The sequence below is a fragment of the Paenibacillus sp. O199 genome, from assembly GCF_001636635.1.
Lineage (GTDB): Bacteria > Bacillota > Bacilli > Paenibacillales > Paenibacillaceae > Paenibacillus > Paenibacillus marchantiae.
In genome coordinates this window covers 1-21,873 of the sequence record NZ_LGRP01000050.1, presented here as the reverse complement: position 1 = coordinate 21,873, position 21,873 = coordinate 1, and the positions used below count along the sequence as shown (strand labels likewise).

Below are 21,873 nucleotides of genomic sequence, written 5' to 3'. Positions count from 1 at the left end.
TTGAAGTGACTTGCACCGCTTCCCGCCACAGCACATTTAATTTAGCATTTTCCTCTACTTCGCGATCAGGGACAGGGGCATTAATGTGTGCACACACCACTTGCATTCCATCCACTTCGAAAAAAAGATTGCCTTCCTCCGGACGTTCGTCAATCTCAATATTCCACTCGTTTTTCATCGTGCTAATGAAGTGATCAAAATTACAATCTTCGTGCTCCAGCAAAACAAATCCAACGATAGTTTCGCTATATGGAGCAGTATGTACGGCTCCACCTGCGGTGGAGTTTTCCTTTTTGCGGCGTCGAAGCTTGTCAAACAGTCCCATAAAACGTTCTCCTTTCCAGACCAATCACAGTGATTAGGCATAATCCGATGCCTTTATAACCATACCTTACCACATTGGAGCTTTTAATGAATCCCGGCATGGTAATGGCCATCAGGTGATCAGAGGAAAAGAACGAGAAGTAATGCAATAATCGCAGGCAGCCCTTGTTTGATAATGATGGACCGAGTAGCGGTTACACCTCCGTAGAGGGCGGCGATAATGACACATGCCAGGAAGAAGATCTGAATGTGCTGTCCGACGGATGCATCTGGATAAACGAGACCCCAGATCAAACCTGCGGCCAAAAATCCATTGTACAGACCTTGATTGGCTGCCAGGGACTTGGTGGATTCCGCTAGTTCAGGGGTAAGACCGAACGTTTTCATCGTGCGTGGACGGGTCCACAGGAACATCTCCATCACCATGATGTAGAAGTGCTCAATGGCTACAATAGCCACGAAAATGATACTAATCAAAAGAAACACCTTGCTTTCTTATATGTCATTTATTTACTTGTCCCACTCAGTATAAATGTTTGCCATCCGAACTGAAAGTATAAATTTAATTTTACACAAATTAATTGTGTAAATTGTTAATGAGTTCATGATTCTCGTTTAAAATGACGCCGCGAATTAAGTACAAGATAAACATTCACTGATTATCGAAAATCCATTCATTGGGTAATAATGAACAATAAAGAAGTGAACTTACTCATGGAAAAGGGGGATTAGCGTGGGTGTGGGAACCGTTCAATTCGTCCTGCTGGCGGATGATCCATCAACGTTTGTTACACGAGTCGTACCTTTTATCGATATTGAGCTCGCTGGAATTCCGAGTGATCGGCATTACGGTCTGTTGCGCCCAGCGGACTCCCGCCAGAAAATATACAAACGGGGAACGCCAATCGCAAATCGTAGGCAAATCAGTATTGTCTCAGAAGAGGAATGTGCTCTCATAGCACAGAAGATGAATATTCCTGAAGTACGCCCGGAGTGGCTCGGTGCCAACATGCTGATCCGTGGCGTTGAAAAGTTGACGGAGCTTCCTGTCGGGACCCGACTTCTGTTCCCGGATGGAACCGGGCTGATCTGCGAAGGGGAGAATCTGCCTTGTGTACACCCTGGAAAAATCATTGAGCAAGTCTACGAACAGGATGGTTTGCGCAAAAAGTTCGTGCCAGCCGCCCGCAAAAAACGCGGAATCGTCTGTTCAGTCGAGCGTGAAGGCATCATCCGTACCGGAGATACCATCGAAGTTATTCGCCTGTCCTGAGGTCTCAGGACAGGTTTTTGTATTACAGTCGAATCCGCTTGCTGCGACTGTAGTTAATCTCAGTTTATCCTCTGGAATGGACGTATTCTTCAGGTGTGCTGCCGATTATGGACTTGAAGTCTTTGATAAAATGCGACTGATCGTGATATCCAAGGTCCTGGGACAACTTAACCAGATCGCAATTCACACCCCGCTCCATCAGCTCAGCAGCATTTTGTAGGCGGTAGAGCTTGATCACCATTTTGGGGCTGATGCCCACATACTGATTGAACAGGCGCTGGAGCTTTCTTGTGTGCATATTCCAGGAAGCAGATAAGTCATCGACTCTCAACATATCCCGATGCTGCTCAATATACAGCACAATCTGGCTAACCAGAATGGCTTGATCATCAGGAGGAGGAAGATGTTTACAAAGTAGCTGATCCATATAACTGACTTTGTCCGCATCACTTCCGTCCCCGAGCAGACGTTCTTCGAGCAGTGGAGCATCGATACCAAGCACACCAGAGACATCCAAGGGGTTTCCATACAATGTGGATACGGGAGTACGAATGAATGGATAGAAGCCTCCAGGCTTAAACTTCACCCCAAACACGCTTCCTTTTCCACGGACAAGATAGGAGAATTTCTGTCCAGATGGACCGAAGAAAAAGGTGTTTCCCCGCTCTACCACCAGATTGACACAGGGATTCGGAACCACATGCTGCGGATATGGATCATGCCCGGTAAGATCCCAGGAGACGATCCAGAAATGCTTGACCAAAGAACTCAATGCTTCGGAAGGGGCATAACGTGTCAGGCAATATCTTTTGTCGCCCTCATTCAGATTCAGAAGACCCATACTGGGTCTGACAGCATGATCCGCATGTTTCATCTCGTCGATTCCTCCAGGTATCTCGTCAATTCTGCTTCGTTACGAACCATGCACAATTTATGTTGGTGAGGCTGCAAAAACGCCATGATTAGCGCCTTTTCCTTATGGTCATGTTGATAGCTCCATTTATACATCTTCCAGAGCATAGTGAAAGTCTGTCGGTAATTTCCTTGTTCCAGCCCGAGCTTCTGTACTGTGAAACGTTTGAGAATGCGCACATTCCTTTTCCACACGGGGGTATTCAAATAGACGATAAGATCAGCCTGCTCGAAACTTCTTTCCACCCATTCATAGTGTACTCCTTCAATAATCCACTGATTGGAATAAACGGCTTTTTGCAGGAGTGTGTCCCGCTTCTCAGGGCTATTGCGAATATCCTGTCCTTTAGGTACACGGTGCCACACAATGTTGTCGAGCTCATAATAAGGAAGGTCTAACCTCGCGGATAAGAGGCGGGCCAATGTAGATTTGCCGCTGCCGACTGAGCCGATAATATGTATTTTGTTTGGCCTGAATTTGATCTTGGATTGTTCACCGATCATTCTGTAATCAGTCCCCCTTGATATTACCTTTGCTCTCTGAACAACAACGCCCGAACAGCGAAACGTGGCAAAATAAGTTGTCTGCGCCATCTGGAAGGCTGGCTGAGCAGTCGATAAAGCCATTCCAAGTTAAGCTTCTGCCATATGGCAGGTGCTCGTTTGGTTTTGCCGGCCAGAATATCCAGGCTTCCCCCGACTCCGATGGCTACACGAGCATTGAGTTGATGGCGATATTTGTTGATCCAGTGTTCAGCATTGGGTGCTCCTAGGGCCACAATAAGAAAATCAGGTTGTGCCTCTTGAATTTCTTCTACAATGCTTTGCTCCTCGTCCGTTGTGAAAAATCCATGATGTCTGCCACGCACAACGACTCCCGGATAGTTTTGCGCAATAACATCCACAGCCCTCTTACTGACACTTTCTTCTGCCCCGAACATATAAAAGGACCAATTCTTCCGGCTTCCTTCCTCCAACAAACGAAAAAGCAGATCACAACCTGTAACCCGTTCGGTCAATTGTCCACCCCGAAAGCGGGATACCATAACAATGCCCGCGCCGTCAGCGGTCACAATACCTGCCTGATCTACGACTGAACGAAGCGCCTGATCCTTCTGGCAAGACATGACGATTTCCGGATTGCCTGTGATGACATGGAACAGTTCGGATTGTCTCTGATCGATTACATCACCAAGAATCGTAACCGTCTGATCCATAGTTATATTGGGAAATGGGATTCCCATAATATTTGTTGTTTGGTTCATATTTTAGTTCCTTTCTGGATGCTAACTATCCGTCCCCAGCTTGTATACATTTCCTGTTATTTCATTCCATTTTAGTATATCTGATCTCCTGGCAAAGCACTATATTTGTTGAAGTTTAGCACCGGATGAAAAGTCTGAATTATCAAGCTTCATGGCATCTAAAATCTTTTATTTTCGCTGTTGTCGTGTTTTTACAATACTTCGTTTGGGGTATAACGATAGGATAGTGTTGCAAGCAAGTGTCAGTTGTACCTTCAATACAACACATAAAGGGAGTGAGTTCATGGAATTGAAATATGAGTTCTATATTAATGCCGGAAAGGAAGATGTGTGGAATGCCCTGATCTCGCCGGACGGTACACGGAGCAGCTTTTTTGGCAGCGAACTTCGTTCCAATTTCCAACCGGGCCAGCCGTTCGCCTATGTAGGGCCTGGGAATGATGGTGCAGAGACGGTTCATGTGTACGGTGATATTCTCGAATTCGAACCTTTATCCCTATTAAGTTACCTTGAGCATCCCGGACCTTCCTACCACGCCAATCACGCCGAGCTTCAATCCAGAGTAGTGTTCCAGCTGGAGAAGGTAGGGGAATGTACGAAGTTAACATTGATTAATGACCAATTTACGGACAACCATCCATCTTTTGAAAACGCACAGAGTAGCTGGTGGATGATCTTGAGCAGTATCAAGACATGGGCAGAGACGGGCGAAACGCTGAATTTTGGCTGGTAAAGGTCCGATAGCGAGAGATATATGAATGTAACATCATAACAATATGAAAAAAGCGCTGATAAGGCGTTTTTTTCATGTTGTTTTCGCAAATGAATGAAAACCCTCTACATTTAATGTCTAATTATGTCGAAATATATAGAAATGACATTAGAGGAGAAATCGAGATGTTTCGTAAACGAATCCAAATCATCAAGCAAGCCCCTGCGGGTTCGCTTCAACAATTATTAGAATACAGTCGTAAACTGGTTAAAGACGCAGAGCAAGGAATATATAACAATCAGCTGGAATCAACCGAGGATTTGCAGGAAGCTGGTGAAATTGCACATAATATCAATAAAGCGGTACATATTCTGAAGAAGCAAAATGAAGCAGCGGAAATGCGCCTCAAAATGCTGAATCAGGCGTTGAATATTGGACTCTGGGAGTCCGAGATTGTTGCAGGAGATCCTCTGGATGGTAATAATATCATTGCTTTTTCCAATGAATTTCGTCAAATGTTAGGCTTCAGCAATACGAAGGATTATCCCGATGCTTTCGCAAGTTGGGCCAAATCCATCCATCCCGACGACAGACCCCAGTTGGTTCAGGAGATTACGAAAAACATTAATAAGTCTTCTGAGATGGCTGCATACAACGTAACGAGCCGAATGATAACGAAGAGTGGAGAGGTACGCTGGTTCCGGTGTCTTGGACAAGTTGTCAGAAATGACGAAGGCGTTCCGGTTAAACTTCTGGGAATCATGTTTGATATTCATGATGAGAAGAGCAAATCCGACGAGTTGGAAGCACTCGTTACCCGTTATGACCTGGTAAATCGTGCATTAGTGGAAGCACCGTGGGATATGACCGTTGTGGCCGGAGATGTGGTTAACCCGAATAATGAATTTTGGTGGTCACCACAGTTTCGCCGAGAGCTTGGGTTTACCGATGAGCAGGATTTCCCGAATGTGTTCAGCAGTTGGAGCAGCCGGCTTCACCCGGACGATCATGACCGGACGATCAATGAATTTGCCAAGCACATGAATGACTACAGTGGACGGACACCGTACGATCTTGATTACCGTCTGCAACGTAAGAATGGGGAATATCGCTGGTATCATGCAGGTGGCGAGACGGTTCGGGACGGTAACGGTGTACCACTCCGTGTAGCGGGAACCATTCGTGATGTGACACATGAGAAAAATAAGGAACAGATCGTTGAAGCGATGAATCAGAAAACAAAACTTTTATCCGAATCTATCGGTGAGATGGTGCGTGGAATTAATTCGATCACCGATCAGGCTCAGGAACTGGTTACTGCGCAAGAGTTATCCGCGGATGCGGCCATTCAGGTGAAGAGCAGTGCAGATGATACCCAAAACATTACAGCGTTTATTCGGGAAATTGCCAGCCAAACCAATTTACTGGGTCTGAATGCAGCAATCGAAGCAGCCAGAGCGGGAGAACTTGGTCTTGGTTTTGGAGTTGTGGCCGGGGAAGTGCGGAAGTTAGCTGACCATAGCTCGCAGGCAACCGTCAATATTGAAGATAGCATGCAGGCAATGAAGACGTTTATTGACCAGATTCTGGAGCACATTGGCAACATGTCCACACTGACGCAGAATCAGGCGGCCCTAACACAGCAGGTAAATGCCTCGATGGATGAGATTAATATGATGTCGCAGGATTTGGTGAACTACTCACGGAATTTGTAAGGTTGGAAAAGGTGTAACCCGGTCGATTTGTTGGATGATAAAATGAATTGCATAAGAAAAAACCACCGAGATGCATTTCTGCTCTCGGTGGTTTTGTATTCTCAACGAAACGATATATGCAATTCGATGTGTTGAATTATACTTGTTGAACTTTGATCAAGTTGGTGTTACCGGATTGACCAATCGGTACGCCAGCGGATAATACGATGATGTCCCCTTTTTCGATATAACCAGTTTTAATTGCATTGCGTGTAGCGGACTCGAACATTTCATCGGTTGTTGTTACTTTGTCGCCCATAACGGGGATGACACCGGAGAGCAAGCAGATTTTAGCCAGTACTTCTTCATGCTGTGTAACCGCGATGATCGGTGCTTTCGGACGATATTTGGAGATCATACGCGCCGTAAATCCACTCTCTGTAGAAGTGATGATCGCTTTGGCATTCAGGACGAGGGAAGAGCTAACTGCTCCCTGACTGATAACTTCGGTAATATCAGCTACCTGTTGAGCGGATTTTTGGTTGAATTGTTCTTTGTAATCAATCATCGTTTCAGCACGGCGAGCAACAGCAGCCATCGTGCGCACGGATTGTACCGGATATTTACCTGCTGCCGATTCACCAGACAACATTACAACGTCAGCCCCTTGAAGAACAGCGTTAGCAACGTCACTAACTTCGGAACGGGTTGGACGCGGATTCACTTGCATGGACTCCAGCATGTGTGTTGCTACGATAACCGGTTTACCTGCACGGTTACATTTATCGATCATTTCTTTTTGCATCATAGGTACGTCTTCGATTGGTACTTCAACCCCGAGATCTCCACGCGCTACCATGATACCGTCAGATGCTTCAATGATATCGTCCAGGTTGGTCATACCTTCCTGGTTTTCGATTTTGGAGATAATTTGTACATGATCTACACCGCGTTCTTTTAGGATACTGCGAATTTCACGAATGTCGTCGCCTTTACGAACAAAGGAAGCAGCGATGATTTCGATACCGTTTTCGATCCCGAATCCGATGTGCATAACGTCACGTTCCGTTACACCTGGCAAAGTCGTTTTGATTCCTGGCAAGTTAACCCCTTTACGTGGTTTCAGAATGCCGCCGCTGATGATTTTACAGTGAATTTCGGATCCTTCCACGGACAGTACAGTCAGATCCACCAAACCATCATCGATGAGGATGCGATCGCCAGGTTTTACTACGAGGTTCAATTCCGGATAGTTTACCGAAATACGCTCAGCGTCACCAAGAATTTCTTCTGTAGTCAAGATAAGCTCTTTACCGGCTTGCAGGTGGCAGGATGCTTCTTTTAGTTTGCCAATACGAACTTCCGGTCCCTTGATATCCATCATAATCGGTATATACGTATTCAATTCGGAAGCGGCTTTGCGGATATTGTTAATCCGTGCCACGTGATCTTCCAGCTCACCATGAGCCATGTTCAGACGGGCAACAGTCATCCCTTCCTGAATCATTACTTTTAACAATTCGATTGAGTCACAAGCAGGTCCCATAGTACAAATAATTTTTGTTTTCAACATGCTATTTTCCTCCTCATATGTTTGCTTATATGTGTATTGTAGCGTTTTCTGTCGAATCAGGGTATGAACTATAGTACAATGATTAGAATATAGTCCAATAATGAGGTGTGTTATGGTCACTCCATTAGAAGTACGACACATTAATGGTGTCGGTTGGTACGAAGAAGCGGTGCAGTCACAGGCGACTTGGCGATTGAGCTTGGTTACTTATGGAAAATGTGTATATTGGGTGAACGGAGAGAAGCAGATCATGGAGAAAGGTGAACTGCTGCTAATTCCCGCTGGCATTCCGTATTACGGCAAAAGTATTCCTACCGTAACCCACACGCAAATTGTAGTTCAATTACAGGGGGATCATGCACAAGGTTTGCCCGCGCTGGAACGGAGTGAGGCCTTGCGACATAAGCCTGGATGTTATGAACTGATTCATGAACGCATGAAAGCCATCCAACAACAATGGCAGGAACGTCCGTCTTATTATGTCATGATGAGCCAAGCCTTATTGATGGAAGTACTTATTTATATAAATAGGGAACTGGATCGCGGAGTTATTCCACCGGAGAGACATGTTCATGCGGAGCGGATGAAGCGATACATTGAGCGGCATTACCGGGAGAAAGTTACGAAAGAAGAGCTCGGGGACGAGATCCGTAAAACCCCAAATTACGCAGCCGCGTTATTTAAAAGCATGACGAATCAGACGATCAGCCAATATGTTCATGATCAACGAATGAAAAGGGCGGTGTATTTGCTTACCGAGTCACAACTCTCTATTCAGGAAATTGCAGAATTTCTCGGTTACCGTGATCTGTCTTATTTTTACCGGATATTCAAGCGTTTAATGGGAAGTCCTCCATCTGATTTGCTCCATGAACGTCCACCTATTGTATGAAAGACAGGGTCTTCATGGTCTCGTCTTGAAAAGTTCTTACATTTAAACATCAAGCTGCATTCATGCAAAAAAAAGAGGGCCTCGGCCCTCTTTTTGGTCTCACGACAGTCGAATTACTCCTGCCTTTGCCATATAAATCATATACTAAGCGTTGCTGCTTGTATTTGTAGCCGTGATTGGCTGTTTTGTTTTTTTGCTTGCCAGACCTGCGCGAACCGCAAATACATGCACAGCCCAGTACGCTGCTTCCGCGAACAGAATGCCGCCTGCTACATCCAGCAGCGAATGCTGCTTCACAAACACCGTCGAAGCAATGATCAGCCACAGCCATATCGACCAGGAGATTCGTGCCAGTGGTTTGAAGTTCAAATGGCGATTGATGATAATGAAGAGCAGATAGCTTGTGAGACAGTGAATGCTTGGAAAACAGTTGAATGGAGCATCATTGGTATAAATAAATTGTACGAGCGCACTGCTTAGACCTGTTCCGATAGCTTCTGGTCGCGGCACGTAAGTAGGGAAGACCGCAAAAACGATATTGGCTGCGATTACCCCTACGTTATAGGTAATTATCATACGCCAGAATAGCGATTTGTTCGTTAGACCCAAATAGAGAAATCCAAGATACAGAATCGGCATCCAACTGACATAAGGATAAATAAATTCTTTGATAAAAGGAATCTGTGTATCAATCCAGGCATAATTGTAGAAGACATCACTTCCGGTGTTACTGCCCAACAAAACATAAATGGAACCTTGAAGCGGTATACATAAGATTGCCAGCAAATGTCCCCAGCGCAAAAATAATGCTTTCATAGTATCCCCCTGATTTTGTTCTTCATTTCGCAGCTTTCATCTTAACTCTTCATATTATATGACGTTGCAGAAATGTCGTACCCCTGCACTGAATCATTCTATTATTACTATAATAGACATTTTAGCACTTGAGCCATACCTGATTGTAAGGTAAAAGCTGTAAGAGAAATTCTCTTTTTTGTTACTTTTATAGTTTTATCCAGAAAAGGATATCCGAATATCCAATAAATATGATACAACTAAATTGTCATATGAGTTCATGTGACAACCATTAAAAATGAAATGAGGCTAGTACAATCTATGAAAACCACGCAATCCAAGCAAAATCAATCCTTTTCCGCGCGCAGGCCCGTGCTGACGGTAGTCATTATTGAACTGCTCCTTTTGCTGGCAGTTTTTGCGGCAGGGGCGGTTGCTACCGTGAAACAACTGGACTACACATCACCCGTATTGATGTCGTTTACTCCAATTGCCCTCGTGCTCATTATTTATCTCACCCTGCGACGCAAATGGAGAGAGACTGGATTTCGCTCCATAAGAACCATCCCGGCAAGTCATGCAAAGTATTATATTCCGCTACTCCTTGTACTGGGTACTCTTGCGCTGAAAGGATTTACTGAATTAACCTTGTCCAAGGTCGCTTTTTTTATCTTTTTCACCTTGCTTGTCGCTTTTGTGGAGGAAACCATTTATCGTGGACTAATCTTCAAAACTTTGCTTCGTAAGAGTGCGGTTGCGGCAGTTGCGACTTCAAGTGTTTTATTTTCTATCACTCATATCATGAATGCATTATCCGGTCAGAGTATGGCAGACACCCTTCTGCAACTGATCTATGCACTGCTGTTGGGAGCAGCGCTCGCGCTGTTAATGTTGAAAAACGGAAATATCGTGCCGCTGATTCTGTTTCATTTCATACATAATTTGATTCAATTTCTTGGGAACGACCGGCAAGATACCGGAACACTTCCCTACGATATCTTCATATTGGTTGTGTTGGTTGCTTATTGCGTATGGTTGACGTTTAGCGTTCGAACAAAGTCATCTTCTTCAGAGAGTAGTACACCGGGGAGTTCAGTGGTTCATTAAACGGGCGTTGATGCATAACTCTGTTTACCGCCAGCCATGGGATCGTGGTATACTTCAGTCTGGCGGTATGACAGGCTTGTTCATAATCGGAGGCCCGTTCATCCGTACAATGCATAGATAAATAGGTGATATTGTGGAAAAGACAGCACAGGCAGTGGCGGAATGGATGGTACAGGAGATTAAATTCACCGGTACACTTCATCAGGAAGCTGCAATTGAATATGTGAAGTCCAATTTTGGGGAAGAATTTGTATTTGTGAATGAGAATGGAAATACTTCGTTATCAAAAGAAGTGAAGAAAGCGTTCCGCAAGCTACATCGTGGGCAGATTGCATGGGATCGTGATGCTTTTATGTGGGCATGGACCTAGTGTGTTATCATGTAATGAATTGAGCTTTCATGGATGTGTTGGATATGCATGTCAAAATATTTTATAGAAAATGTATAAGTTGGTTCGGATCTGCATATCCTTTCATAAGACCGCAATGAGCGGCAGGGCAAGCGACAAACCCTGTTCCAGTGCGTGCGAATACATGTATTTCCAAAGCTGTTTGAAAAGAAAATACAAAGATTTGCTTTTTGGTGGAAACGGAGTTATAATAAAAACAAGTTGTAGAGAGTGGAAAACCTAATTCACATATTGTAAAGGGCGATCACTTATAGGTTATGACTGGTACCTTTTTCAATGTGTGAATTTTTATTTGCTTGCTGCAAAGAACAAAGGAACATGTTAATCTTTATTTGGAGGTGTAATTCACATGCAAAACGGAACAGTAAAATGGTTCAACGCTGATAAAGGCTTCGGTTTCATCGAAGTTGAAGGCGGAGAAGATGTATTCGTACACTTCAGCGCTATTACAGGCGAAGGCTTCAAAACGCTGGACGAAGGTCAACGCGTGCAATTTAAAATTGTACAAGGAAACCGTGGTCCTCAAGCAGAAGAAGTTGTAAAACTGTAATTAAAGCATAGCTGCCTTTAACATGTTATAATGGTAAAGGCAGCTTCTTTTTTTTGAGCAGTTATAATGAAAGTCGGCCCAATAGTTGTCGAGACAGAAGTCCGGACGGGACAAAACTTCCGCTAAGTAGTGGCTTCTGTGAAATAACGTCGGATTAGATGTTTTTCCATAACAAAGGGGGTAGAAGTCATGTATAATCGCAAAAAACCGTTGGAAGAGATTCCACAAGCTGATGCGGCAATCTGGGAATGTACGAGTGATACGTGCAAAGGATGGATGCGGGACAATTTTGCGTTTGATAACGTACCTACTTGTCCGATATGTGCTTCTGAGATGGTCAGCACGACTAGGATGCTACCATTGCTTGAGAATTCGAATAGTAATCTTAAAACGATGCCTAAAGGAAATCGGATTTAACATAGCTTACCCGCCTCTAACGAGGTGTTTTTTTTTAAGTTGAACCTGACATCTTGTACAAAGGTAAGGGTATTAAATATGAAGTTCCCGGCATTCGTTTTGACGAATGCCTTTTTTTATATCTTTTTTTCCAATATGTCGGATAATGAAATGGAAATATATCCAATTTACAATGTATTTATTTGAATTCAGGGTTTGTAGAATAGATAGTAATCACATTAATACGCAATAAATAAAACGTTTTTGATAAAATTGTTAACGCTTACAGTTTGCCGATGACGTAATCGTATGTTCTCAGAGGAGGAAAAGCATTTTGAAGAAATGGTTAAGTCTTTCACTGGTTGCTGCTTTAAGTGCGACTCTTGTTGGTAACGCTTTCGCGGAAAGTGTGGAACCGAGCTCGACTCAATCTTCATCATTGGCTACAAAAGAGCAGACTTATGATTGGGGAAGGGCCAAAGTAGTGGGTGGCGGCTTCGTTCCGGGCATTATCTATAATAAGGCAGAGAAAGACCTCGTATACGCCCGCACGGATATTGGTGGTGCATATCGTTATGATGCTGAGAGTAAATCGTGGATTCAACTGCTTGATTTTGTTGGTTTTGATGAATGGAACATGTCGGGTGTGGAGAGCTTGGCTACAGATTCCGTTGATCCGGATCGCGTCTATATAGCAGCAGGTACATATACGAATGACTGGACAGATATGAACGGTGTGTTATTGCGTTCAACGGACAGAGGCGATACTTGGCAGCGGACAGAGCTTCCATTCAAACTTGGCGGTAACATGCCTGGGCGTTCAATGGGTGAGCGTTTATCTATCGATCCGAACAACAACCGGGTGTTGTATCTGGGTGCTCGCAGCGGAAATGGACTATGGAAAAGCACGGATTACGGAGTAACCTGGAGCAAGGTAGACAGTTTTACAGCAGTCGGGAATGTAAAGGATGACTATAACGATATTGCAGGCGTAGCCTGGATTACTTTTGATCCAAACACAGGTTCGCGTGGCCATACGACTCAGACGATATACGTTGGAGTGGCAGATTCTGAGAAGAGCATCTATCGCAGTACGGATGGTGGGCAGACTTGGGCACCTATAGAGGGCCAACCTACGCAAGGGTTTGTTCCCCATCACGGTGTGCTCGCATCCGATGGCTCCTTATATGTCACTTACAATGAGTTTGTTGGACCATACAGCGGTGGTAAAGGTGCCGTGTGGAAACTGGATACGAAAACAGGGAAATGGACCGATATCAGTCCAACTGGTAATACAGATAACCCGTATGGTGGGCTTGCAGTGGACAGCAAAGATCCGAATACACTAATGGTCGCAACAATGAACAAATGGTGGCCAGATGACTTCATTTACCGCAGCACCGACGGCGGGAAGACATGGAAATCATTCTGGACACTGGATTATGCCAAAGACCCAAGTCGGGAAAATCATTTTACTATCGATTATTCTCTATCTCCTTGGCTGGATTGGGGCGAGAAAAAGGAGTTGCCTGAAACTTCACCTAAATTGGGATGGATGATTGGCGACTTGGAGATTGATCCGTTTGATTCGAATAAAATCCTATATGGTACAGGCGCAACGTTGTACGGTTCGGATAACGTAACAGCCCTAGACCGAGATGAAACGGTGAAAATTTCCGTCAAAGCGGATGGTATTGAAGAGACGGCCATACTTGGTCTTATCAGCCCGCCATCGGGGGCGCCTCTTCTGAGTGCGATGGGTGACATTGGCGGATTCCGTCATGCTGACCTGGATAAGGCGCCGAAGATGATTACGAATCCGTATCTCGGAACCAGTACGGATATTGATTATGCAGAGTTGAACCCGAATCTGGTTGTACGTGTAGGTAACGCGGAAGGAAAGGCTGCTCGAATGGGAATTTCCACGAATAACGGCGTAACTTGGAAGCCTGCTTCGAATGCCTGGATCTCTTCCGATGAAGATAAGACAGAGGGTGGACATGCGGCCATTAGCGCTGACGGGAAATCGATTCTATGGAGTCCTGTCAGCAAAGCTGAAGGAGCTGCAAGACCGGTGAGTATTTCGACCGATCAGGGTGCGACCTGGAAAGCTTCGAAAGGTATTCCGGAAGGTGCACGTGTCTCGGCTGACCGTGTGAATGGATCTGTTTTCTACGGATTCTCGAATGGGGCCTTTTATGTGAGTCGTGATGGTGGCGTTACGTTTGAGAAAACGACCGCAACTGGACTGCCTGTTGCCTTAACGAGTAACTTCAAAGCTGTACCGGGTTCAGAGGGTGAAATCTGGCTGGCTGCGGCAAAAGATAACAAGAAACTCGATAGTATGTATGGTCTGTTCCATTCCGTAGACTATGGTCAAACCTTCACCAAGCTGGCTAATGTGGAAGAAGCAGCCACGATAGGTCTGGGTAAAGCGGCAGAAGGGCAAGAGCATATGGCATTGTATTCCTACGCCAAAGTAGAAGGAACGTATGGGATTTTCCGTTCGGACGATAACGGTTCTTCCTGGATTAGAATTAATGATGATCAGCATCAGTATGGTTCAGCCAATGTAACGATTACGGGTGATGCGAGAGTGTACGGACGTGTGTATGTGGGGACCAACGGTTATGGAATTGTAACAGGGAATCCAGCAGGCGCCGAGGGAGGAAATGTCGATCCTGAGCAAGAATCAGGTACAGGGTCATCTACAACAGCTCTTCCATTCACTGATCTGGATGGACTGCCTCAAGATGTACAGGATAAGCTGGTTGCTTTGCGTAAAGACGGAATTATTGACGGCAAAGTGGGTGGTATTTTTGCTCCTTATGCAGGTGTATCACGTGCCGAGTTTGTGAAAATGCTGTCTGGTGTCCTTTCGACTGTATCCGAATTGCCGGAAGCAAAGGAATCGAAATATGCAGATGTAAAAGCGGGAAGTTGGTATGTGGGTTATGTAGCAGCGTTGGAAAAGATGGGTGTTCTTGTTCCTACAGCTCAAGACAAATTCAGACCATCTGCTCTGATTACCGAGAAAGAAACGAATGAACTGCTGGCAAGCACATTGAAAGTGCTGAAAGCGGATCTGGACACGAAGGACCAGGGGCTGGTTTCTTATCTGGCAGAAGGCAATAGCGCGGATGAAGTGTTGGGTGTAAGCCGGGGTAAAGCATCCGTAGTGTTATATAACCTGCAACAGTGGCTGCAGGAGAAACTTTAAGTGTGATAAATGAAAAACAAAGAACCTTCTCGCATGAAGCGAGAAGGTTCTTTGTTTGTTTGGAGAGTTTAGATGAACAGGAATGGCAGCAGAAACAGTGTTGCTACCAGAGCCAGATCGATTCCTGCTCCAGCTCCATAGCCGTAACCACCGTAACCCCCACCATATCCTCCATAACCATATGGACCGTAGGCCGAAGATTTAACTTTCTTTGTTGCAACAGCGTTTTTCTTGCTGCTTTTTACAAGTTGCTGTTTGGATTTGACTGAACACAGTCGTGGTCCTTCGAAACATCCGTTCAAATAAACTTTGCCATCACGACATTGACTAAGCGTACCATACATATGCTTACCGTCGTTCATAACGAGACAAACGGAACGTCCAACGTGCGGAGAAACCGTTTCTTCACATACCGGATTAATTCTGTACATGCAAATCCCCCTCATTAGGTGCGGTTGCCGCTTGAATTCAACGGTTTGTATATCATAGTAAAAAAAAGAACGATTGGTATGGACGAGTACCCGGATATTAGATGGGGAGGAGCCGTTTTTATATCTGCTCCATACACTGGAGGGAGTAAAAGGGAGGGGAGCTCATGGATTATCATGATTTGCTGGCCCGGCTCGGAGAAGGGAGTGCCCATCCGGGAGGGTTTACAGCAACGATGCAACTGTTGGATACGCTGTCTCTGCCTGCGCATAGTAAGGTCCTTGAGGTGGGGTGTGGTACAGGGAGGACGGCTTGTTATCTGGCTCGAAACGGTTATCGGGTAACTGCGGTGGATCTTAATCGGCAGATGTTGGAGAAAGCGGTGCGACGCGCAAGACGGGAGCGCTTAGATATTCGTTTTATTCAGGCAGATGTGAAATCCTTGCCTTTTCCGGATCATTATTTTGATGTGGTATTTGTGGAGTCTGTCACTATCTTCACCCAATGGCGAAGTACCCTTACGGAATATAAGCGAGTGTTGAAGCCAGGTGGTCTCTTCATTGATCGGGAGATGGTGTTATCCGGAAGGAAGACAGAGGTGATGAGCCGAAGGCTGAAACAATTTTATGGAATAAGGACACTGGCAACCATGACTACATGGAAGAAACGTCTCAGACAGTGTGGATTTACTGAAGTCTTGGTCAAGGAACAGTCTCGTTCTATGGGAAAATGGGGCGTGGATCATGATCCTCACCGGGAGATGGATATGAGCTTGTTTGAGGATGAGCAAGTGCAGCGCATGGGTCGCACCAATGATCGTTTGCTTGCGAGATACGGAAAAAGACTGGGTTATGCGGTTTTTGAAGCAAAGTCATCAATGGATAGCGATAATAAACAGAAAGAGTAGGATTACTTTTTGGCGTAGAGGCTAGTCCAATAACGAATGTGAAAAAAATAGGCTGATGCCAAATCTGGCATCTAAAAAAGCAACCCACTTTAAAGTGGATTGCTTTTTCTTTGTTTTGGGACTCTCAATCCAATCCAGTAAGTGATGAAAATAGTTCACGCCAGAGTTTGGTTAAAAGCATTACAGCATATCGTTGTCGATAATACGCCAGTGATGCTTCAGTAGAGCTTCCAGTTGCGGTTTATCTTTGGCTCGAAAAGCGCTTACGATTTGGCGATGTTCTTCATTTACTTCATTAAGCACACTGGATAGCTTCGGCTTGTTATCACTAACATACGACTGGCGAATAAAGCTGTTTTTTAACGTGTTTAACATCTCGATGACAGTGGCGTTACCGCAGCGCTGGATGTACAGGTTATGAAATTGATATTGACTCTTACTGTAAGCAGCCAGATCGAGCTGGGTAATATCTTCATCCATTCGTGCAACAAGGGCTTCCATCTCCAGGAACTCAGACGGTTTGAGGTGGTCTACTGCAAGTGTAGCAGCAAGTGCCTCAAGCGCACCGATGGCTTGCGAGAATTCGAGTTTTTTGCCAGCATCAAAAGGAGCGACGATAAATCCCCTGCGTGGGATATATTGCAGGAGGTTGTCAGAAGTGAGTTGAAATAAGGCTTCCCGAGTAGGTGTGCGGCTGATGTCCAGCTTTTTGCAAATCTCCGCTTCATTAATCTTCTGATTGGGGAGCAGTGTCCCGTCTTGAATTTTCTGTGCGATATAATCGTAAACGTGATCTTTCAAGGACCGGTATTTGGGTGCCTCCATACCGAATCCCCCCTTCTGTATATAGTGATGATTGGATGTGTGAGGGTGTGAGCCCTGTAATGGTGCGCCGTTCGGGAGTTTCAAGTTTTTATCATCTTAACACCGAGGGGGGAGTTGGGCAAGCAATCTTAATGATCTAAAATGGTGTTAGTTTCATGTTAAATAAATTACGTATTATGGAATTATAGCGTATAAATGTGTTAAATTCATTGCCATACAACTGATTGTTTGTAAGTATTACTTACATTAAAGCCCATATATTGTCTTATGTATATTGTATACAAGTTATATGCCTTTATCATTCCAAAACAGAACAGGGGTATGTTGAGTGAAAAGAGTGCTTTTGCCAATGATGCTGTTGTTAATGGTGGTAATCATGTCGGCTTGTGGACAGGAACAAACGACGGGGGCCGGATCGGAAGCTTCTCCATCCTCGGAGAGTGGTGGCGCAGAGAAGAAAGTAATCGTACTTGGCACCAGTGCAGACTACGCACCCTATGAATTTCACAAAAGCATTAATGGCAAAGACACTATTGTTGGTTTTGACATTGAGATTGCCAAGGCGATTGCTGCGGACATGGGAGCTGAGCTGAAGATTGAGGATATGGATTTTGATGGTTTGCTTATGGCGCTCAGCACGGACAAGGTTGATTTTGTGATATCAGGTTTAACACCTACAGAAGAGCGAAAGAAGAACGTTGATTTTACGGATATCTACTACTATGCAGAACAGGCTGTACTCGTTAGAGCTGACGAAGGCGAATTGATGGCCTCACTGGATGATTTGTCGGGTAAGCAGGTGGGTGTGCAGAAAAGCTCTATTCAGGAAGGAATTGCTCAGGACATTCAAGGTGCCAAACTTACTTCTCTTGCCAAAATTCCCGAATTGATTCTTGAATTGCAGACCGGGCGGGTAGATGCGCTTATTCTGGAAAAGCCGGTTGCGCAGCAGTATGTAAAGAACCAGGAGGGATTGGTTGTTGCAAACGTGAAGATTGAACAGGCAGAGGATGAAGGAGGATCGGCTATCGCTGTGAAAAAAGGCAACAAGGAGCTCGTTGATCAGATCAACAGTACGCTGGGGAAGCTCAAAACGGGCGGAGATATCGATCGCTTCGTTGTTGAAGCGAATGAGATGTTAGGCGAATAAACCGGGCGAGTGAGGGATATGCCGTGAATTTAGATTTCTCCTTTCTATCGGAACATTGGCAGGACTATGTGCGTAGCGCGTGGGTAACATTGGAGCTTTCCTTCTTTGGGGTGTTGTTTGGCACATTACTGGGGGTTATGGTGGCACTGCTGCGTATATCACGAGTGTGGCCTATCAAATTCGTAGCAACGGCGTATATCGAACTCATCCGCGGTACACCGATGTTGGTACAAATTCTCATTATTCATTATGGTCTGACCGTAATCGGTGTGAACCTATCCGCATTTATGTCGGGGGTGGTCGCGCTTACTATGAACAGTTCGGCATACATGGCAGAGGTGTTCAGGGCAGGCATTCAGGGCAGGCATTCAGGGAATCGATAAAGGACAGACTGAAGCTTCGCGTTCTCTTGGGATGTCTCATGGCATGACGCTTCGCTACATTATACTGCCGCAGGCCTTTCGTAACATGCTTCCAGCTATCGGCAATGAATTCATTATTATCATTAAAGATTCCTCGCTTGTTTCCATGATCGGAATTGCTGAGATTATCTTTACAGCCAGAGCCGTTCAGGGGGTTACCTTCCAACCGCTTGCCCCGCTCCTTGTTGCTGCTGCCCTCTATTTTATAATTACATTTACGTTGGCCAACCTGCTCACCTGGCTGGAACGCAGACTTTCCATATCCCGATAACGTGCATACGGACTCTACGAATGAGTGGATTTAGGTGATAGCGGAAAAAGTGAGCAGGAGTCGTAAATGGTCGTGGCGAAGCATACATTGATATTGTATTTTGTATACAATATAATCAAAGAGGGGTGCTGGGAGTATATGTCAGATTCGAAAATGTTAATGGATTGGTCGGAACGTTATGCTGCACCTAATTATCATCCGCTCCCGATCGTTATTGAGCAGGCGGAGGGAGTATGGGTCGAAGATCCGGAAGGTCGCCGTTATATGGATATGTTAAGTGCATATTCGGCATTAAATCATGGGCACAGACATCCAGCGATTATTCAGGCACTGAAGGATCAGGCAGATCGGGTAACATTAACATCACGGGCATTTCACAGCAGTGCGGCATCACTTTTCTATCAGAAGCTCTCGCAATTTACGGGCAAACCCAAAATTCTGGCCATGAACACGGGAGCTGAAGCGGTTGAAACGGCCGTGAAAGCAGTGCGAAGATGGGCATATCGCTGCAAGGGTGTACCGGAAAATCAAGCTGAAATCATCGTATGCTCTGGAAATTTTCATGGAAGAACACTGACGGTCACCTCTTTCTCATCTTCAGAAGAGTACAAAAAAGACTTTGGACCGTTTACACCCGGATTCAAAATCATTCCTTATGGTGACATTGAAGCGCTTAAGCTTGCGATTACACCAAACACAGCAGCTTTTCTCGTGGAACCCATTCAGGGGGAAGCCGGTATTGTCATCCCACCTGAAGGATATCTTGCTGAAGCCTTTACACTGTGTAAACAGCATGGGGTGTTGACCGTGGCGGATGAGATTCAGACCGGATTCGGACGAACGGGACGGCGATTTGCCTCTGATTGGGAGGGGGTTGAGCCTGATATCTGGATTATGGGTAAGGCACTGGGCGGGGGAGTAATGCCTATCTCGGCTATTGCTGCAAATGCAGAAATACTGGATTTGTTTGAACCGGGTTCTCATGGCTCCACATTCGGGGGGAACCCACTCGCTTGTGCCGTGGCTGTCGCAGCACTGGAAGTTCTGGAAGATGAGAAGCTTGCAGAGCGCTCGGAGCGTCTGGGGAATTATTTTATGAAACAGCTTCAGGGAGTTCGCAGTTCAGCTGTGCGTGAGATTCGAGGTAGAGGATTGTTCATCGGTGTTGATCTGCATGTACCTGCCCGTCCTTATTGTGAGAAATTAATGTCTGTTGGACTGCTCTGTAAAGAAACTCATGAGACAACGATCCGTTTTGCACCGCCACTTACCATTACAGAGGTTGAGATCAATTGGGCGTTGGAGCGAATTACTCAGGTGTTGAGTGACTGATAAATATTTCATTCTTTGATTACTTCATATAAGCAGCGAAGGAGCTGACCTACATGGAAAACAATGATATTGAATCTGCAGGAACGCTGAATGCTTCTAATGAAACGAGCCAATTGCTTTTACGTCATCATGATGTTGCTATCATTAAAGTTCCTTTTGGATTAGGTGGGGCGCGAGGTGGTGCTGAGCTAGGTCCGGATGAACTCATTACTGCAGGATTGAAACGTGAAATTGCAAGCCTTGGGTTAAATGTATCAAAAGAGATCCGTGTAGATTGTCCCTCAGAGTCTGTTGCTCCAATTGAACGAAACCGTGTGAAATATTTATCCGAGGTTAGACAGGTGAGTGAGCGAGTGTGCAATGAAGTGTCTGGGGCGATAGCGGGAGGTTCTTTTCCGCTTGTTCTGGGTGGGGATCACAGTGTAGCTATAGGTTCTCTTGCTGGGGTGTCTGCACATTATTCCAATCTAGGTGTGATCTGGTTTGATGCCCATGCGGATTTGAACACAGAAGAGCGTAGTCTGTCTGGAAATATGCATGGGATGAGTGTTGCTGCCGCTTTGGGGCATTCTGCATTTAACTTGTCTCATATTCCGGGTGCAGGGTCGTTCGTTAATCCTTCCAATCTGGTCTACATTGGCTTACGTGATCTGGATGTGTATGAAAAGGAACAGATCCGAGCGCTTGGCATTAAGAGCTTTACAATGCATGATATTGATCGGATAGGTATACAACAGGTTGTTGAACAGGCGCTGGCTGTAGTCGGGGAAGGAACAGATGGTATTCATATTAGCTTTGATATGGATTGTCTTGATCCGCGTGAGGCTCCGGGTGTGGGTACGCCGGTACCAGGGGGATTGAATTACCGTGAAGCTCATTTCGCACTGGAGCTGCTCGCTTCTACCAACCGAGTTACGTCCATGGATCTGGTGGAAGTTAATCCGCTATTTGATCAGAACAGGCATACGGCCCGCCTTGGAGTAGAACTGATTGCTTCATTGCTGGGTAAACGGATCTTATAACGGTTGTATAGATATTTCTTGTTCGGATGAATTCATGCTTATATAGAAGGTAAGGTCTAATCATATAATGTAAGGTTATATAAGAGCCAGGGTCAGACTCATCCATACGATCTTCAACGGAGTGAAGATAGGTATGAGTACTTCCCTGGCTAATGGTTGTTGGGTGCACTTCTTTACTTCTGAACGGATGGAGGGTGAAGTTAGCTTTATAGAGTAATAATGTTTGGTTGAGCGTGGCTTTCTTTTTACTTAAGGAGCATTGGGTACATATACGAGGGCTCTACTATAGAAGAAGGAGATTGTAGATTATCTGATGGAGAATGTGGTTCTAAAGTTTTTTGAAAATAAAGCTTGCGTTCATAATCTGTACATGGTATATTCTAATTCCGGCCA

At 45.1% G+C, this 21,873-nt stretch carries 23 protein-coding genes and 1 pseudogene; 15 read left to right on the top strand and 9 right to left on the bottom strand.

Annotated elements, in window-relative coordinates; translation table 11 throughout:
• Positions 1-325, bottom strand: a pseudogene (locus tag A6049_RS33490) (hypothetical protein); the annotation flags it as partial.
• Between the two features lie 119 nt (positions 326-444).
• The gene (locus A6049_RS30375) at positions 445-801 is read right to left on the bottom strand and encodes a DUF1304 domain-containing protein (RefSeq protein ID WP_162842469.1); all 357 of its coding nucleotides are present in this window, start codon (positions 799-801) and stop codon (positions 445-447) included.
• Between the two features lie 262 nt (positions 802-1,063).
• Between A6049_RS30375 and A6049_RS30370 the strand changes: the two genes are divergently transcribed.
• Positions 1,064-1,597, top strand: coding sequence for an MOSC domain-containing protein (locus tag A6049_RS30370; protein WP_079697762.1), 534 nt, complete (start codon positions 1,064-1,066; stop codon positions 1,595-1,597).
• Positions 1,598-1,661: 64 nt separating this feature from the next.
• Here A6049_RS30370 and A6049_RS30365 read toward each other — a convergent pair whose 3' ends face one another.
• From A6049_RS30365 to A6049_RS30355, 3 genes are read right to left on the bottom strand one after another with little or no spacing between them, the layout of a single operon-like run.
• Positions 1,662-2,471 carry a helix-turn-helix domain-containing protein gene (locus tag A6049_RS30365; RefSeq protein WP_063568146.1) on the bottom strand — a complete coding sequence of 270 codons (810 nt, stop codon included), beginning with the start codon at positions 2,469-2,471 and terminating at the stop codon, positions 1,662-1,664.
• Positions 2,468-3,013 (bottom strand): AAA family ATPase, encoded by a 546-nt coding sequence (locus A6049_RS30360; RefSeq protein WP_063568145.1) that lies wholly within the window; start codon positions 3,011-3,013, stop codon positions 2,468-2,470. The genes A6049_RS30365 and A6049_RS30360 overlap by 4 nt, the downstream gene beginning before the upstream one ends.
• Positions 3,014-3,036: 23 nt before the next feature.
• Positions 3,037-3,774: a WecB/TagA/CpsF family glycosyltransferase gene (locus A6049_RS30355; RefSeq protein WP_063568144.1), complete on the bottom strand. Its 738-nt coding sequence runs from the start codon at positions 3,772-3,774 to the stop codon at positions 3,037-3,039.
• 283 nt (positions 3,775-4,057) lie between these two features.
• Here A6049_RS30355 and A6049_RS30350 point away from each other — a divergent pair, with 283 nt between their 5' ends.
• Both A6049_RS30350 and A6049_RS30345 read left to right on the top strand, forming a co-directional pair.
• On the top strand, positions 4,058-4,507 hold the full coding sequence (locus A6049_RS30350; protein WP_063568143.1) for an SRPBCC family protein: 450 nt from the start codon (positions 4,058-4,060) through the stop codon (positions 4,505-4,507).
• Positions 4,508-4,671: 164 nt separating this feature from the next.
• Positions 4,672-6,201 (top strand): methyl-accepting chemotaxis protein, encoded by a 1,530-nt coding sequence (locus A6049_RS30345; RefSeq protein WP_063568142.1) that lies wholly within the window; start codon positions 4,672-4,674, stop codon positions 6,199-6,201.
• A gap of 136 nt (positions 6,202-6,337) precedes the next feature.
• Here the strand turns inward: A6049_RS30345 and pyk are convergent, their stop codons facing one another.
• The gene (gene pyk, locus A6049_RS30340; RefSeq protein ID WP_063568141.1) at positions 6,338-7,753 is read right to left on the bottom strand and encodes a pyruvate kinase; all 1,416 of its coding nucleotides are present in this window, start codon (positions 7,751-7,753) and stop codon (positions 6,338-6,340) included.
• A 112-nt stretch (positions 7,754-7,865) separates the two neighbouring features.
• Between pyk and A6049_RS30335 the strand changes: the two genes are divergently transcribed.
• Positions 7,866-8,645: an AraC family transcriptional regulator gene (locus A6049_RS30335; protein ID WP_063568140.1), complete on the top strand. Its 780-nt coding sequence runs from the start codon at positions 7,866-7,868 to the stop codon at positions 8,643-8,645.
• A 144-nt stretch (positions 8,646-8,789) separates the two neighbouring features.
• Here the strand turns inward: A6049_RS30335 and A6049_RS30330 are convergent, their stop codons facing one another.
• On the bottom strand, positions 8,790-9,461 hold the full coding sequence (locus A6049_RS30330; RefSeq protein WP_063568139.1) for a phosphatase PAP2 family protein: 672 nt from the start codon (positions 9,459-9,461) through the stop codon (positions 8,790-8,792).
• A gap of 300 nt (positions 9,462-9,761) precedes the next feature.
• Here A6049_RS30330 and A6049_RS30325 point away from each other — a divergent pair, with 300 nt between their 5' ends.
• From A6049_RS30325 to A6049_RS30305, 5 genes are all read left to right on the top strand, one after another.
• The gene (locus tag A6049_RS30325) at positions 9,762-10,547 is read left to right on the top strand and encodes a CPBP family intramembrane glutamic endopeptidase (RefSeq protein WP_063568138.1); all 786 of its coding nucleotides are present in this window, start codon (positions 9,762-9,764) and stop codon (positions 10,545-10,547) included.
• Positions 10,548-10,680: 133 nt separating this feature from the next.
• On the top strand, positions 10,681-10,917 hold the full coding sequence (locus A6049_RS30320; protein WP_063568137.1) for a DUF6953 family protein: 237 nt from the start codon (positions 10,681-10,683) through the stop codon (positions 10,915-10,917).
• Between the two features lie 388 nt (positions 10,918-11,305).
• The gene (locus A6049_RS30315; RefSeq protein ID WP_024633772.1) at positions 11,306-11,506 is read left to right on the top strand and encodes a cold-shock protein; all 201 of its coding nucleotides are present in this window, start codon (positions 11,306-11,308) and stop codon (positions 11,504-11,506) included.
• Positions 11,507-11,695: 189 nt separating this feature from the next.
• Positions 11,696-11,923, top strand: a complete 228-nt coding sequence (locus A6049_RS30310) for a cold-shock protein (RefSeq protein ID WP_017691121.1) — start codon at positions 11,696-11,698, stop codon at positions 11,921-11,923.
• Between the two features lie 310 nt (positions 11,924-12,233).
• Positions 12,234-15,122, top strand: a complete 2,889-nt coding sequence (locus A6049_RS30305; protein ID WP_240321589.1) for an S-layer homology domain-containing protein — start codon at positions 12,234-12,236, stop codon at positions 15,120-15,122.
• 68 nt (positions 15,123-15,190) lie between these two features.
• On the opposite strand, the gene A6049_RS30300 is transcribed toward A6049_RS30305, so the two are convergent.
• Positions 15,191-15,553, bottom strand: a complete 363-nt coding sequence (locus A6049_RS30300) for a hypothetical protein (protein ID WP_063568136.1) — start codon at positions 15,551-15,553, stop codon at positions 15,191-15,193.
• A 164-nt stretch (positions 15,554-15,717) separates the two neighbouring features.
• On the opposite strand from A6049_RS30300, the gene A6049_RS30295 reads away from it, so the two are divergent.
• Positions 15,718-16,458: a class I SAM-dependent methyltransferase gene (locus A6049_RS30295; protein WP_063568135.1), complete on the top strand. Its 741-nt coding sequence runs from the start codon at positions 15,718-15,720 to the stop codon at positions 16,456-16,458.
• Between the two features lie 180 nt (positions 16,459-16,638).
• On the opposite strand, the gene A6049_RS30290 is transcribed toward A6049_RS30295, so the two are convergent.
• The gene (locus tag A6049_RS30290; protein WP_063568134.1) at positions 16,639-17,283 is read right to left on the bottom strand and encodes a GntR family transcriptional regulator; all 645 of its coding nucleotides are present in this window, start codon (positions 17,281-17,283) and stop codon (positions 16,639-16,641) included.
• Positions 17,284-17,611: 328 nt separating this feature from the next.
• Between A6049_RS30290 and A6049_RS30285 the strand changes: the two genes are divergently transcribed.
• From A6049_RS30285 to rocF, 5 genes are all read left to right on the top strand, one after another.
• Positions 17,612-18,433, top strand: a complete 822-nt coding sequence (locus A6049_RS30285) for an ABC transporter substrate-binding protein (RefSeq protein ID WP_095206264.1) — start codon at positions 17,612-17,614, stop codon at positions 18,431-18,433.
• 23 nt (positions 18,434-18,456) lie between these two features.
• On the top strand, positions 18,457-18,816 hold the full coding sequence (locus A6049_RS34290) for an ABC transporter permease subunit (protein WP_240321587.1): 360 nt from the start codon (positions 18,457-18,459) through the stop codon (positions 18,814-18,816).
• Positions 18,817-18,859: 43 nt separating this feature from the next.
• Positions 18,860-19,126: an ABC transporter permease subunit gene (locus A6049_RS34285; protein WP_481853464.1), complete on the top strand. Its 267-nt coding sequence runs from the start codon at positions 18,860-18,862 to the stop codon at positions 19,124-19,126.
• A 138-nt stretch (positions 19,127-19,264) separates the two neighbouring features.
• The gene (locus A6049_RS30275) at positions 19,265-20,458 is read left to right on the top strand and encodes an ornithine--oxo-acid transaminase (RefSeq protein WP_063568156.1); all 1,194 of its coding nucleotides are present in this window, start codon (positions 19,265-19,267) and stop codon (positions 20,456-20,458) included.
• A 53-nt stretch (positions 20,459-20,511) separates the two neighbouring features.
• Entirely contained in the window at positions 20,512-21,480 is a 969-nt protein-coding gene (gene rocF / locus A6049_RS30270; RefSeq protein ID WP_083584913.1) for an arginase, read from the top strand.
• Positions 21,481-21,873: the final 393 nt, after the last annotated feature.

Coding starts and splice junctions, on each gene's coding strand:
- A6049_RS30275 (WP_063568156.1), top strand. CDS start 19,265: ATGTCAGATTCGAAAATGTTAATGGATTGGTCGGAACGTTATGCTGCA.
- A6049_RS30335 (WP_063568140.1), top strand. CDS start 7,866: ATGGTCACTCCATTAGAAGTACGACACATTAATGGTGTCGGTTGGTAC.
- A6049_RS30355 (WP_063568144.1), bottom strand. CDS start 3,774: ATGAACCAAACAACAAATATTATGGGAATCCCATTTCCCAATATAACT.
- A6049_RS30315 (WP_024633772.1), top strand. CDS start 11,306: ATGCAAAACGGAACAGTAAAATGGTTCAACGCTGATAAAGGCTTCGGT.
- A6049_RS30365 (WP_063568146.1), bottom strand. CDS start 2,471: ATGAAACATGCGGATCATGCTGTCAGACCCAGTATGGGTCTTCTGAAT.
- A6049_RS30360 (WP_063568145.1), bottom strand. CDS start 3,013: ATGATCGGTGAACAATCCAAGATCAAATTCAGGCCAAACAAAATACAT.
- A6049_RS30300 (WP_063568136.1), bottom strand. CDS start 15,553: ATGTACAGAATTAATCCGGTATGTGAAGAAACGGTTTCTCCGCACGTT.
- A6049_RS30350 (WP_063568143.1), top strand. CDS start 4,058: ATGGAATTGAAATATGAGTTCTATATTAATGCCGGAAAGGAAGATGTG.
- A6049_RS34285 (WP_481853464.1), top strand. CDS start 18,860: ATGACGCTTCGCTACATTATACTGCCGCAGGCCTTTCGTAACATGCTT.
- A6049_RS30345 (WP_063568142.1), top strand. CDS start 4,672: ATGTTTCGTAAACGAATCCAAATCATCAAGCAAGCCCCTGCGGGTTCG.
- A6049_RS30310 (WP_017691121.1), top strand. CDS start 11,696: ATGTATAATCGCAAAAAACCGTTGGAAGAGATTCCACAAGCTGATGCG.
- A6049_RS30330 (WP_063568139.1), bottom strand. CDS start 9,461: ATGAAAGCATTATTTTTGCGCTGGGGACATTTGCTGGCAATCTTATGT.
- pyk (WP_063568141.1), bottom strand. CDS start 7,753: ATGTTGAAAACAAAAATTATTTGTACTATGGGACCTGCTTGTGACTCA.
- A6049_RS30295 (WP_063568135.1), top strand. CDS start 15,718: ATGGATTATCATGATTTGCTGGCCCGGCTCGGAGAAGGGAGTGCCCAT.
- A6049_RS30290 (WP_063568134.1), bottom strand. CDS start 17,283: ATGGAGGCACCCAAATACCGGTCCTTGAAAGATCACGTTTACGATTAT.
- rocF (WP_083584913.1), top strand. CDS start 20,512: ATGGAAAACAATGATATTGAATCTGCAGGAACGCTGAATGCTTCTAAT.
- A6049_RS30325 (WP_063568138.1), top strand. CDS start 9,762: ATGAAAACCACGCAATCCAAGCAAAATCAATCCTTTTCCGCGCGCAGG.